Source organism: Dyadobacter sp. BE31, assembly GCF_031457695.1.
Classification (GTDB): Bacteria; Bacteroidota; Bacteroidia; order Cytophagales; family Spirosomataceae; genus Dyadobacter.
This window is the reverse complement of sequence record NZ_JAVDXA010000004.1, coordinates 190,747-204,228: the sequence shown is the minus strand read 5'-3', so window position 1 is coordinate 204,228 and position 13,482 is coordinate 190,747. Positions and strand designations below refer to the sequence as shown.

Annotated in this window: 8 protein-coding genes; 4 read left to right on the top strand and 4 right to left on the bottom strand. The window is 49.4% G+C overall.

The window, feature by feature from the left end; translation table 11 throughout:
* Positions 1 to 126 precede the first annotated feature (126 nt).
* The 3 genes from J2Y43_RS21535 to J2Y43_RS21525 all read left to right on the top strand — a co-directional run bounded on the left by J2Y43_RS21535 (position 127) and on the right by J2Y43_RS21525 (position 4,118).
* Positions 127 to 2,703 carry a galactose oxidase gene (locus J2Y43_RS21535; protein ID WP_309987616.1) on the top strand — a complete coding sequence of 859 codons (2,577 nt, stop codon included), beginning with the start codon at positions 127 to 129 and terminating at the stop codon, positions 2,701 to 2,703.
* Positions 2,704 to 2,783: 80 nt separating this feature from the next.
* Positions 2,784 to 3,368, top strand: coding sequence for a Crp/Fnr family transcriptional regulator (locus J2Y43_RS21530; RefSeq protein ID WP_309987618.1), 585 nt, complete (start codon positions 2,784 to 2,786; stop codon positions 3,366 to 3,368).
* 96 nt (positions 3,369 to 3,464) lie between these two features.
* Positions 3,465 to 4,118 (top strand): hypothetical protein, encoded by a 654-nt coding sequence (locus tag J2Y43_RS21525; protein WP_309987624.1) that lies wholly within the window; start codon positions 3,465 to 3,467, stop codon positions 4,116 to 4,118.
* A gap of 75 nt (positions 4,119 to 4,193) precedes the next feature.
* On the opposite strand, the gene J2Y43_RS21520 is transcribed toward J2Y43_RS21525, so the two are convergent.
* The 4 genes from J2Y43_RS21520 to J2Y43_RS21505 form a co-directional block, all read right to left on the bottom strand.
* Entirely contained in the window at positions 4,194 to 5,786 is a 1,593-nt protein-coding gene (locus J2Y43_RS21520) for a tail fiber domain-containing protein (protein WP_309987627.1), read from the bottom strand.
* A gap of 162 nt (positions 5,787 to 5,948) precedes the next feature.
* A complete protein-coding gene (locus tag J2Y43_RS21515; RefSeq protein WP_309987630.1) occupies positions 5,949 to 6,644 on the bottom strand; it encodes a T9SS type A sorting domain-containing protein in 696 nt (231 codons plus the stop codon).
* Positions 6,641 to 8,266 (bottom strand): tail fiber domain-containing protein, encoded by a 1,626-nt coding sequence (locus J2Y43_RS21510; protein ID WP_309987635.1) that lies wholly within the window; start codon positions 8,264 to 8,266, stop codon positions 6,641 to 6,643. The genes J2Y43_RS21515 and J2Y43_RS21510 overlap by 4 nt, the downstream gene beginning before the upstream one ends.
* A gap of 502 nt (positions 8,267 to 8,768) precedes the next feature.
* Positions 8,769 to 11,126, bottom strand: a complete 2,358-nt coding sequence (locus J2Y43_RS21505; protein WP_309987640.1) for a PAS domain-containing protein — start codon at positions 11,124 to 11,126, stop codon at positions 8,769 to 8,771.
* 190 nt (positions 11,127 to 11,316) lie between these two features.
* Between J2Y43_RS21505 and J2Y43_RS21500 the strand changes: the two genes are divergently transcribed.
* Positions 11,317 to 13,350, top strand: coding sequence for a PAS domain-containing protein (locus J2Y43_RS21500; RefSeq protein WP_309987643.1), 2,034 nt, complete (start codon positions 11,317 to 11,319; stop codon positions 13,348 to 13,350).
* Positions 13,351 to 13,482: the final 132 nt, after the last annotated feature.

The following is a 13,482-nucleotide window of genomic DNA, read 5'->3' as shown; positions in this document are numbered from 1 at the left end:
TAGTTTTGGGAAACGAACACGAATTAAACGCGCGTTACTTAAGAAAAGCTTAACAATCGATTAACAGAACCCTTAAATGCATTGCCAGGAGAAAACTTTTTGTGGTTTTCCCGCCAACCCGCTCTTATGAAATTCAGGTCTATTCTCTTTTATTTTTGGTTAATTGTATTGTCGGGCGTCGTTTTTCAGGCGAAGGGCCAGTCGTACGGGCTTGGTTTCGAGAGTTTTGAAGCAGTACAGGACAAACGCACAGGGCTCGACCTGAGCCCGGACGGACCGATTTGCCTGGACGACGATTTCGAGCTCACATTTGAGCTGTCCTTTTTGAGGAATAAAAAGACCTATTTTGGCTACATCGTCCGCGTCATCGGCGACGACCAGCAGAATATCGACCTGATTTACGACAACAGCTCTGTCAATCAGGACCATTTTAAACTGATCATCGGGGAGCAATTTTCGCCTACCGCGTTCGATTTTCATGGAGATGACCTCTTCGCCAAATGGAACCGTGTCACCTTGCGTTTTCAAAAGCAAAAACAACAGATTACCGTCGTATACGGAAACCGAAGTTTTTCACAACCCGTAAAATATGTAACAAAGGGTTGCTATAAGATCCTTTTCGGTGCCAATCAGTACAAGGAGTTCCGGACGACTGATGTGCCGCCGATGAAAATCCGGAACGTGGAACTGCGTGAAGGCGGATACGTGGCCTATCACTGGCCTTTGGATGAAACGGACGGAGTGAAAGCCACGGAGGAAATCCGGCAAAAAGCTGCGGTAGCCGCCCATCCGATCTGGATTAAAAAACTGCATTATGAATGGAAACTCCTGCAAACGGTGACGCTGAAAGGCTACGTGCGGGTCGGGTTCGACGAAAAAAGCAGCAATGTATTTGTGGTGGGGCAGGATTCGCTTGTACGGTTCAGCCTGGCCGGTAATAGGATGGTGACGATGCCTTACCGAAGCGGAAAACAGCCTGTTTATGTCGATAACCAGGTGCTGTTTGATACCGGCAGGAACCGTTTGTATAACATTTTTCTCAACGAAAAGCAGGTTACAGCCTTTGATACGGCAACGCGCAGCTGGGATAAGAACGACATTCCTGCCCAGGCCAAGACCTATTATCTCCACGCTAATAAATTTCTTTCACCGACCGATTCTTCCATTTACATGCTGGGAGGCTACGGGCATCTCGCTTACAAAAAGGAGGTGCAGCGTTACCACATACCGTCGGGAACGTGGCAGCAGGTTACGCTGGACGATTCCGTTTTCACGCCCCGGTACCTGGCTGCACTGGGCGCTACGCCGGGAGGCGCATATGTGATAGGCGGGTATGGCAGTTCGACCGGCCAGCAAATGCTCAACCCGCGCAATTGGTACGACCTGCTGTATTTCGATCGCGCGAAGCGGAAATTCAGGAAGATTTATGAATTGAAAATGCCGAAAGAGGATTTTGTTTTTGGTAACTCAATGATTATCAATGAACAGGATAGCTCCTATTATGCATTGATTTTTCCGAAGCATCAGTTCAGCTCCGAACTGCAACTGATCAAGGGTTCGCTCAGCCGCCCGGAGTTTACGCCGGTAGGTTCTAAGGTTCCTTATCAATTTATTGATATTGAGTCTTTTGCCGATCTTTTTTATGACAAAGCGAATGGACGCTTCGTTGCGGTGACGCTCTATCGGGATGCGAATTTGCAGACCAGGGTGGCTATTTACTCGCTTTATGCCCCGCCGCTCGAAACCGTGGCCCCGCAAACAGCTTCGGCGGGAGATGCTTCGGGGCGCAGTTTGTGGATCATCGGGGCGATTTTCCTGGCTGCATTGCTGGTATATTGGCTTTATCGTTACATGCCGGGGCAATTGGGAAAGCAAAAGGCGACGAAGGCGCCGGTAGTCGGGCCCGTGCGGGAGTTGGAAGTACTGCCCGAGGCAGAACAGCCGGTAATGGAAGACGAGATTGTCGAAACGGTGCTGCCTTACAAAAGCTGCATTCTGCTGTTCGGTAATTTACAGTTGTATGATGAGGACGGAAATGAGATCACCAAGCAGTTCAGCCCGTTGGTGAAGGAGCTGTTTTTGGTGATATTACTTTATTCTATCCGTTGGGACGGAATCAGCTCGGAGAAATTGAAGGAATTGTTGTGGTTTGATAAGCCATCGGAAAGCGCGCGGAACAACCGGTCGGTGAACATCGCGAAGCTGAAAGCGATCCTCGATAAGATGAAGCATTGCCAGGTGTCGAAAGAGACTGGTTACTGGAAAATCAAAATCGATTTTGAGAAGATCGAGGTCGATTACATGCATTACCTCACGTTGCTGGGGAACCGTAAGCTGCTTACGAAGCAGAGCATCATTGAACTTGCCAGCATCACCAAGCGGGGCAATTTCCTTTCGAATGTGGAATATGAATGGTTGGACAGCTTCAAATCCGAGATTTCGAACGAGATCGTCGATGCTTACCTGCGTTATGCGGCTTCGATCAAAATCGCCGATGATCCTGAATTTCTCGTGAAGCTGGCCAATTACGTGTTCTATTTCGATCCGGTGAATGAGGAGGCCATGATCCTCAAATGCAAGGCGTTGGCGCATTTGGGTAAGCATTCTCTCGCGAAAACCACTTTTGAAAACTTTGCCCGCGAGTATAACCGGATTTATGGGGAAGATTTCAGGAAGGATATGCCCGAAGTGCTGCATTCATGACAAGACGGAGTTCGTGAACGGCGTTTTCGGGCAAGCAGTTTCGGGTATTTTTGTGGTAAGTATCTTATTCGTAAGTTATTATGACGGAATCTCTACTCAATCTTTGCCGCGAAACGACGGGAATGTCCGGTGAGGAACTGGCTATTGTGGAACGATATCTGAAAATCGTCAGACTGAAACGCAAGCAATTCCTGATCAGGGAAGGCAGGCAATACGACTTCATCGGGTTTGTCAGCAAGGGTGCTATCCGCCATTTCACCTGGCGCGATGGCGTGGAAAAAACTTGCAACGTCAACTTCGAAAATCAATTCTTCACCGATTTTGAGAGCTTCTACCGAGGCACGCCTACAACCAATAATTCGTTAGCGATGGAAGATTCTGTCGTCCTGATCCTTTCCAAAACGGACCGGGATCTTTTGCTAGCGGAATGTCCGGCTTTCGAGCGCTTTTCGAGAGTGGTCAGCGAGCAGGCAGCGCAGGAGGCCGCCGAACGTGCCTCGCGGCTCAGCTGGGATCGCCCGGAAGATCGTTACCTGCATTTGCTGGAACATCAGCCTGACTTTGCAAGGCGTGTTCCGCTGAAATATCTGGCCAACATGCTGGGTGTTAGTGCCGAAAGTTTGAGCCGTATACGAAAACGGCTTGCAAGCTCTGTGTTTTCTTGACGATCGTCAAGCATTTGCCGGTCATGTGGGAAATACCTTTGTGTTGTCGCAAGGGAGTTCCTGCGATGTTTGCATTTAACTATTCAGCCATTATCAATGAAAAATGAAATGACTCTTCCGGCGGAGCCGCAGGTGCTTCCGCTCCGGGAAACCGCTCCAATGTTGAAAGCATGGGTCCGCAACCACATTTATGCCAATGCATTAGGCCTGGCCATTCTGCATCCGTTTCTGGCCCATTATTTTACCGGCCCACACGACAAAGCGCTCACTGCCCCGCAGCTGGTCATGCATAATGTCTCGCTCGTTACTTTTATCATGCTGCTCGTTGTCTGGCAAAACCGGGCGCTTCAAAATCATTTTTCTGTCGGTACATTCAGGGGATTAGGGTATTTTCTGTTGTTGGTACCTGCTGCTTTCTGGCTCGGATACTATACATTATATATTCCGTTCGATATCATTTTCATGTATGCGACGATCGGTATCATCAATGCCGCTTTGGTAGGGTCGCTATTGCCTAAACCCCGGCGATGGGCCTGGCAATGCATATTATCTTTTCTGTTGGCCGGAGTAGCCGGTGCCGCTTGCGGCATCGCAGCCTATTTCGCGGGGCTCAAAGACGCCGGTGGCTTCGTGAAAGATTACGGTATGTGGTCATTGATCAGCATTACCGCGGCAATCACCTACGGTTCACTGACGAGGCGGGCCTTGGAGCGGCAGTTAAACGAAATATCCGGGGGGAAATCTGCCTGAAAACAAAACAGAGACTGCCGAACCGGCGGTCTCTGTTTGAATCACCCTTAACCCTCATAAAAATGTAGTGTAGTCCTATTTAGTTTTGGTTGTATTTTGCAGCATTGCGTTTTTGTTGACACCAGCCAACATTTTCAGCTCATTTATCTCTTTTTTTAATTCTGCGATTTCTGCCGTTTGATTTTTCAATTCCCGGACTGATTCGATCAGATGGGGAATCAGGCCCACGTAATTCACCGTTTTAAAGCCATTCTCGTTTTGTTGGACGAGTTCGGGAAAGTACTTTTCCACTTCCTGGGCTATCACACCTGTTTGCAGTTCTGTTCCTCGCTTGGGATCGATCCAGTGATAATGGTAACCGCGCAACTGTGTGATGGCATCGATGCTGCCTTTCAATGGAGTGATATCCCGCTTCAATCGCTTGTCGGAACTAAAAACCTGAAGTACCCCAAGGGGTGTGGAAGCGTTTCCATTTTCATCAATCCAAAACCGCCATGCGCCGTTGAGGTAGAAGCCGATTTGCTTATCCGTTTTCATTCCCATGAAGCCCTCCGGTTTATTTTGAGAGTTATCGAGGTAGAGTCCCGAAGTTGCGTTGTCGTGGCGGATTCTCATGCGTGATCCTACGTCAAGGATAAACTGGGGGCTGACGGCCTTTCCGCCAATGCCGATATTTCCGTTCCGCAGGATTGTCAATGCATTTGAGCGGTTATTGATGTCCAGACCATTACCGATCTGAAACAGCCTGTCTGTCAAACTTCCATTGGGTTGGTCTACTGAATTATTAAAAAGTCCCAGGGCGACGCCGAAATTCGCTTTGGCTATTGTGTGATGTCCAAATGCAACGGCGTAGTCGCCCATGGCCGCAGCGCTGGAACCTATGGCTATGGAAAATGGATTGAACGCCTGCGATGTATGTCCGAGTGCGATTGAATGGTCTTGATGGGCCTCGTTTGAAAACCCCATTGCGATCGCTGATTTTCCTTTGGCACTGCTGACAAAGCCTCCCGATATGGAAAACTCGCCGGTGGAGGAGGAGCGATCACCAAATGCCGTGGAAAAATCGCCGGAAGCTTCTGTATTAAATCCTGAGGCGAAGGTGAAGCGACCTGTTCCCTGATCCTCCCATTTATCGAAATTTGCTCCCGCACGGAAAGCAGCCTTGCCCGGATACCATATCATTCGCGCTCCCGCGCCAATTGGAGGAAGACTTTGTCCATTTTTCAGTTCTCCCGTTTGAACAACCGGTTCGGTATTCCGCCACTTTCCGGATTCATTTGCATAAAGCGAATAAGGAACGCTAAGAAGTTGGGTCATTCCAATGAAATGGAATTTGCCATTGTTTTCATTATCAACCTCCGCTTTGAGAAAAAAAATATCATAGGGCCATTCTACCTGGGAGAGATCGCCACCGCCCGCTCCGACAACTACGGTGAACATGCCGTTTGAGCCGGTTTGAGCAGGTTGAGTTTCTTCAAAAACAACGGGGCCAAGTACCTGACTTTTTATAATACTTATCTTTACAGTTATCGAAGCGTTCTGAAGCGGTTGGCCCATATCATCTACGGCCACTCCCTGGAAGGTGAATTTGTACGGCGCCTGGGCGAGCGCAGCCTGAAAGGTCAATGCCAGACAAAAAAGAACATGCAGGAGAATTCTTCGTTTCATAATTGAGGTTGGATTAGCGATTATCGTAAACTGTTTCGAAAATCGCCGACCGTGTGTGCCAAATACAAAAGCGTTTAGTAGCAGGTATCTTTGGGATTTTAAATGGTCAAACAAAACAGAGACCGCCAAAATAGCGGCCTCTGTATAAACCCCAGTTAACCCTCAGTGAAAAATCAGCTTTGTTGTTTTGCTTCCTACCGGTGTGTCGATTTGAAGCATGAATGATCCGGGATGCGGTAATGTGATGATATGGTTTGTGTCAGGGGTTTCGAATTGGCCTAGTTTGCTACCGAGCTGGTCGAAAAGTATTAACCTTTGTGTCCGTTCGGGCATCTGCACTTTTACTTTGCTCTCGTGTGACGGATTAGGATAAACGTAGAATCTGTCGAGACTTTCTTTTTCTGGAACGATGCGAATGATCCTGCTGTACGTGTAGGAATCGTCGGAATCCACCTGCCTTAGCCGGTAATAGCTGGTCGTCACAAACTCCCGATCGACATACTGGTAACTTTTCTCCGTGGTGGAATTAATAGCCCCGTCTACCCAGCCCAGCAACTCCCAGTTTTTACCATCCGGTGACTTCTGTATCTCGAAGCCTAAGTTGTTCGCTTCCTCGGCAGTTTTCCAATGCAACTCGGCAAGGCCGGCAGCGTTCACTTGTCCCTTGAAACTGATCAGCCTCACCGGAAGCACGGATAAATCTGAAAACGTGTTGAGGCTGCCCAATACCCAGCTGACGCTCACGCCATTGGCCGACCCGGAGCCACTGGCGGCGTAAAGTGCCCCGGGTGAAATTTGCTGTGCCCGCGTATGATATGCGCATAAAGTGATGGCGGTAATGGTTAGAAGTTTTTTCATTTGCTGGTTTGGGTTGAGGTGGCTGATTTTCCTGCCAACAGCTCTTTGACGCTGGCTTCCAATGCGCTGAGTTTTTTATTCATTTCCTGCACCGAGGCCAGTTCTTTTTTCAGGGTGGCGATTTCCTCGGTCTTTTTGTCGAGTTCTTTGACGGCTTCGATCAGGTGGGGAATAAGGCCGATGTAGTTGACGGCCTTGTAACCGTCCTTGTTTGTTGTAACCAACTCCGGAAACCTTTCTTCTACTTGCTGTGCGATCAAACCGGTTTGCAATGATGTGCCCAGTTTGAGATCTTTCCAGTAGTAGTGATAGCCATTTAACCTTATAAGTAACGGTAAACTTCCGGTCAATGTGGTGATTTGCTTTTTTAATCGCCTGTCCGAAGTACTTACCAAAGCTCCGTTGACATAAGCGTTGGAGCCATTTACCCAAAATCGCCAACCATTGTTGACATAAAAGCCGATTTCATCATCTGTTTTCATTCCCACAAAACCGTCAGCATTATTAGCGGAGTTATTAAATTGGATGCCTGCTGTTTGACCGTTATTCCGGATACGCATTCTCCCGGCAATATCGAGGAGATATTCTGGTGCTAGGATGCTGTTGCCAATGCCTACGTTTCCATTTCTTAATACAGTTATTGCATTTGATTTGTTGGCGTCCGATGTTCCATTCCCTAACTGGAATATTCGGTCGGTGGGAAGCGGGTCTCCTGTCGGATCGGAGATATTGTTGTACATACCAAGAGCTACCGATCCGACGGATTTTGCATAAATGCTTTCACCCAGTGCGATGGAACTTTGTGCCAGTGCGGTTGATTGCCGACCTGCGGAAAATGAGAAATCCCCGTTGGCATACGCCGCATTACCCATGGCAAAGGACGATATGCCGCCGGCGTTGGAAAAATGTCCAGCTGCGAAGGAGTTTTCTCCCAACGCAACAGAATTTTTACCGGTAGCAAATGAGTTTAATCCTATGCTTGCATCCTCCCAGAGAGGGCTGAGCGTAATGGAACCCACTCTAAAAGCAGCTTTTTTAGGATACCAGATTAAATTTGCTCCCACTGACGGCGTGGGTAGTGTCGGCCCTGAGCCAATAACTCCGGTCTGCATAACCGGTATATTGTTAACCCATTGTCGCGAAGCGAGCGCGTACGGGACACTTTTTAGCTGAGTAGTCCCGAGGTCGGTAAAATTGGCTCCACCAGAAAGATCAATTTCGGTTTGTATAAAGCAATTATCTGAGCCCCAATTAATATCATCCAAGCCTCCAATTAGCCCCCCAATTATCAAGGTAAAAACGCCGACGGAGTTGGTTTCGACAATTTGGGTTTCAGAAAATACTACTTCTCCGTTAGGGCCATCCTTGTGTATTTTGATCCGGACGGAAACGGTCGCATTAGAAACAGCTTTCCCGTCAGCCCCCCTAGCCACCCCTTGAAAACTAAACTGCTGCGGCGCCTGCGCGTTGGCGGACTGGGGCTTGAACAACATTAGCAGGCTAACCGACAGCAGTATGACGAATATGACTTTGGGTCTACGGGGAAATGCTTTTGAACTCGGCGGCGTCGGGGCGGTGGCGGTTTTTAAATAGCCCGATAAATGAGCGGCTAATTGTTTCATGTGTGTAAAATGTTTTGTGTGATTTCCTTAATTCCGATGGAAATATCGCCGGGTTTCCAACAAAACGTTGCGCGCGATGAATGATCGGCTTCCGATTAAATAGCCTGCGGCAAAAATCCAGTTTTGGTAAAGTGATAAGTGTTCAGTAGGGAATGAGTATAAATATCGATTACTCATCGCTTTCCGCCGGGTGGTAAATAGATTTCTGTGTGTCGCCGGGGATGTCGAAAATTTGGCGAAGGATATATACGTCCGGCCAAAATCTTAAATCCTAATTTATGACACAGCGCGTGAAATCACCTGTTTGGGCTGTCGTGCTACTGCTGATTTGTCTGATTTTACGATTCTGTGATTCGTGGCTGTTCGGGGAAGAAAATAGGAAGAGAAATTTTCCTCAATATCAGCGCTTCCGGCCATCCTATTACCGGAGGGTGGAGTCAAATTTTGATAACAAGTATTTGAAGAAGATGATCAAGGCGCCTGATTCGCTGGGACGGGCATCCTACTTTTTCCGGTAGGCGGCAATCTTCGCATACAGCTCCGCAGGTGAGAACGGCTTGCTGATGTAATCGTTCATTCCCACCGTGAACGCAATATCCTTAATATCCATCATGGCAGAGGCGGTCAACGCGATGATGGGCAGGCGCTGATACTTTTCGCCGGGTAGCTGGCGGATGTGCCGTGTGGCTTCGTAGCCGTCCATTTCAGGCATTTGTAGGTCCATGAGCACGAGGTCGTAATCGTTGGACTGCACCTTTTCGAGGGCAACCAGGCCGTTTTCGGCGAGGTCGTATTTGACATCCCATTGTCTCATAAAGTTCTTCATCAGCAAGACGTTGATGTTGTTGTCCTCGACAATGAGCAACTTCATGCCGTTCAGATTGAAATGGTGTGCGGGTGCGCCGTTGGATTGCCCGGTGAGGTGTTTTTGGCTGATCGGGAACGACAGGCTGAAATAGAATGCCGACCCGTTGCCCGGCTCGCTTTCGACGTGGATCTGGCTGTTTTGCAGTTCCAGAAGCCGTTTGGTGATCGTCAGGCCGAGACCCGACCCCCCGTATTTGCGGGTCGTGTCGGAAGTTGCCTGCGTGAAGCTGTCGAAGATGTTGTCGAGTTTTTCGGGCGGTATGCCGATGCCGGTATCCTCTACGCGAAAGTCGATGGTGACCCTGTCGTCCCGTTGCTCCGCGATGGTCGCTGAAATGGTCACTTTGCCGCTTTCCGTGAATTTTACGGCGTTGCTGACTAAGTTCGTCAGGATCTGGCCCAACCGAGTAGGATCGCCTACGACCGTAATATTGACGTCGTTGCTGACTTTCAGTTTCAGCAAGATGCCTTTTTCGTTGGCTTTTTGGAGAATCCCCGACCGGATGTTTTCCAGCAGTTGAAGGACGTTGAAATCCACCTCCTCGAATTCGATCTTTCCGGCTTCTATCTTGCTGAAATCCAGAATGTCGTTGATCAGCACCAGCAGGTTTTCGGCCGAGAATTTGAGGATGTTGAGATACTCCATCTGCTCCGGCTTCGGGTTCTGTTGCAGCAGCAAATGCGTGAACCCGATCACTGCGTTCATAGGTGTCCGTATCTCGTGACTCATCGTCGAAAGAAACTGCGATTTGGCGATTCCCGCCATTTCGGCCTGTTCCTTGGCTTTAATTAGTTCCTGTTCTGCTTTCTTCTGTTCGTCGATGTCCATAATCGCGCCGTAGAGCTTCGTTACCCTGCCGGTTGCATCGGTAAATGGTTTTCCGATGGCGTGAATGAATTTCACCCGACCATCGGGCAGGACAATGCGGAGGTCGAAGCTCGCGGGCGCCAGGTGGTTGATCGCATCGCGGATATGCGACTTGTACAGCGGCATATCGTCGGGGTGGATCATATTCGAAAACAGCTCGGTGTCTGGGCCGGTGCTGCCCGGTTCGAGGCCAAAAATGCGGAATGCTTCGTCGGACCAATAGTTCTGGCCGGTGATAAGGTCGGCTTCCCAGCTTCCACTGTGTGTGAGCTGTTGCGATTCGGCGAGCATGGCCTCGTTGCGGCGGATCAGTTCTTCCGCGCGTTTGCGGTGGGTAATGTCGTGCCACACCACCAGGAGTACCTTTTTGTTGCTGATTAGCACGGGATTGAGCGTAACTTCCACCGGGAATTCTTCGCCGTCCATTCGCCGGTGGATCCATTCGAAGCGGTTATATCCGTTTTCATATGCCAGCCGGTCCATTTCCACAGACTTTTCCGAGGAGCGCCGGCCGTCGGGCTGGAACTCGGGTGAAAACCTGGCAGGGTGGATCGACAGCAGTTCGCTTTTGTTTTTGCATCTCAGCATTTTCACCGCCGCCTCGTTGCAATCCATGATCCCGTGTTCATCCAGCAGCAAATGGGCGTCGGTAGAATACTGAAATATCACGCTCAGCTTTTCTTCCACGATCTTTCGCTGCGTGAGATCCTGCAAAACGCCATCAAGCTTGCCCGGCTGCTCCTGCTGCATGATGTCGTCGTGAATATCGCTTACCGAGCCCACCATCCTTTCGGGTTTGCCGTCCTCAAACCGTACCGTGCCGCGGCATTCGAAATAACGGTAGCCGTTATGCTTCGTTTTGAGCCGTACGTGAACCAGGTAGGGAACGTTGTTTTCAAACTGTTCGCGGATAGCGTCGGCGACGATCTGCTTGTCGTCGGGATGGACCAGTATTTCAGTAAATTCCTCATAACCAGTTGGTATCTCGTCCGGCTGGTAACCGAGCAATTCGAAAAAGCGGTCCGACCAAACCTGTTTGTTCGTTGCAAAAACCCAGTCCCATATCCCTGCATTGATACCGGCGATGACCATATCGAGCGATTCAGGGGTGAACTTGGATTGCATATCGGATGTATAGAATTAATTCGTATAAAATTAAGACATTTTCCGAATCTCAAAACCCTTAAAAGAACTTTGCTTACTCTTTTACAAAATCCTTTGTGCTGAAAACTTTTTAAGCGGTAAGAATGGATATGTTGGTATTCTGCCGTTGCACGCGTAAATTGGTGGGCATTGAAATGGCGAAAACCTGTATATGAACGCAGAAACGGATGCGTTGAGAAAACGCATTGAGGAACTCGAGGCGGAATTGGACAAGGCCCGGCTGGGTCAAACCGGCGGGGGCGATACACTCGCATATATACAGGAAATGGAGGGACGTTTTCGCGCCATTGCGGATACTGCCCCGGTGCTGATCTGGCTTTCGGCTCCGGATAAGCTTTGCTACTTCTTTAATAAAGGCTGGCTCGATTTCACAGGCCGCACCATGGAGCAGGAGCTCGGAAATGGTTGGGCCGAGGGCGTCCATCCCGACGACCTGGAAAGATGCCTCGCTATCTACATTTCACATTTCGACGCGCGCAAGGAGTTCAGTATGGATTACCGCTTGCGCCGGCATGACGGGCAGTACCGATGGATTTCCGATAAGGGCGTTCCCCGCTACACTTCCACCGGCACTTTTATCGGGTATGTCGGCGGCTGTATGGATATTCATGACCAGATCATGTTTTCGGAGCAGATGGAAATGCAGGTCGAGGAACGCACGCGGCAGCTGAAACACTCGGAGCAATTTCTGCAATCGATCCTGAACACAACCGGAAACAGTATTGCCTCCTATGAGCCTGTACGCAACCCGGATGGCCGGATCATGGATTTCCGCATTGTGTATTCCAACGAGGACCGGTTTGCACAAGACACGGCGGAGGGTTGGCGTCTTGCGGGAAAAACGTGCAGCGAGGTGTACCCCGGTATTTTCAGAAATGGGGTGTTTGAAAAGCTGGTGAAATGCCTGGAAACAGGCCAGCCGGATCATTATCAGATCGATGTGAGAAAGGACGGCGATATCATCTGGTACGAAGCTTCTGTTGAAAAACTTAACGACAGCGTGACCGTAACGACGAGAAATATATCGGAAGAACTCAAATCCGATCTGCAACTCAAAGATCTGAACCGGCAGCTGGCGATACAAAATTCGATTTTCAAACATTCGGAAGAGAATGCCAACATCGGCAGCTATGCCTGGAATGTGGCGACGAATGAACTTGAATGTTCCGATAATTTGTACAGGCTGATCGGTTACCAGCCGCAGGAATTTATTCCTTCTTTCGAACAGTTTCTGTCGTTTCTTCATCCCGAAGACCGCCACCAGGCGATCCGCGACGGAATCCGCGCTTATGAAACGAAGGTGATTGTGCAGAATACCTACCGCGTTATCGCCAAAAACGGTGATGTCAAGCATTTCCGGCTGAGCGGAAACTTCATCCAGGAAGGGGAGAACCATCTGATGATCGGCGCATTGCAGGATGTGACCAAGGATAGCGAGCTCAGCGATGCCCTGCACAAAAAGAACATGGAACTGCGCCGGAACAATGAAGAACTGGCGTCGTTCAGTTACGTGGCATCGCACGATTTGCAGGAGCCGTTACGCAAAATCCGGGCATTCAGCAGCCGGATCCTGGAAAGGGAATCCCAGTATTTTTCGGACAGCACGAACGATTACTTTGCACGCATCATCGCGGCGTCGGTACGTATGCAAAAGCTGATCGAGGCATTGCTGAGCTATTCCGGGACCAGCGGGGTTAATTTCAGATTCGTGGAAACCGACCTGAACAGCATTGTGGACGAGGTGAAAAGCGACCTGGAACAGCTGATCACGGAGAAAGACGCGGTAGTTGAGGTCCAGCGGATGCCGGTTTTGCCTGTAATCCCGGTCCAGTTTCATCAGCTTTTACAGAACCTCATCGGCAATGGCATTAAGTACAGCAGCCCGGACCGCAGGCCAATCGTACGTGTAGGGTATGATATGGTAGAGGACAAGCACGGGCAGGGGGCCTTCTGCCGGATCAGCGTGACCGACAATGGTATCGGGTTCGATCAGCGTTACGAAAACCGGATATTCGACCTCTTCCAGCGACTGCACGGAAGGAACGAGTACGAAGGCACGGGTATCGGTCTGGCTATCTGCAAGAAAATCGCGCAGAACCACCACGGTTACATTACCGCCGAAGGTACACCCGGCGTGGGCTCGGTTTTTCACGTTTACATCCCGACAAACGTGTCGGAACAGTGACAACACATCGAAAAGTTGGATAAGTCGGCGTTTGAATTGTAAAAATCTGATAATCTGACAATAAATACTGCTTCCTTCAAAGTTTCTCTTTCAAAACCCTTGCGTTTTAATTTTCAATAAGTTTACTTTGTC

Coding starts and splice junctions, on each gene's coding strand:
- J2Y43_RS21535 (WP_309987616.1), top strand. CDS start 127: ATGAAATTCAGGTCTATTCTCTTTTATTTTTGGTTAATTGTATTGTCG.
- J2Y43_RS21530 (WP_309987618.1), top strand. CDS start 2,784: ATGACGGAATCTCTACTCAATCTTTGCCGCGAAACGACGGGAATGTCC.
- J2Y43_RS21525 (WP_309987624.1), top strand. CDS start 3,465: ATGAAAAATGAAATGACTCTTCCGGCGGAGCCGCAGGTGCTTCCGCTC.
- J2Y43_RS21520 (WP_309987627.1), bottom strand. CDS start 5,786: ATGAAACGAAGAATTCTCCTGCATGTTCTTTTTTGTCTGGCATTGACC.
- J2Y43_RS21515 (WP_309987630.1), bottom strand. CDS start 6,644: ATGAAAAAACTTCTAACCATTACCGCCATCACTTTATGCGCATATCAT.
- J2Y43_RS21510 (WP_309987635.1), bottom strand. CDS start 8,266: ATGAAACAATTAGCCGCTCATTTATCGGGCTATTTAAAAACCGCCACC.
- J2Y43_RS21505 (WP_309987640.1), bottom strand. CDS start 11,126: ATGCAATCCAAGTTCACCCCTGAATCGCTCGATATGGTCATCGCCGGT.
- J2Y43_RS21500 (WP_309987643.1), top strand. CDS start 11,317: ATGAACGCAGAAACGGATGCGTTGAGAAAACGCATTGAGGAACTCGAG.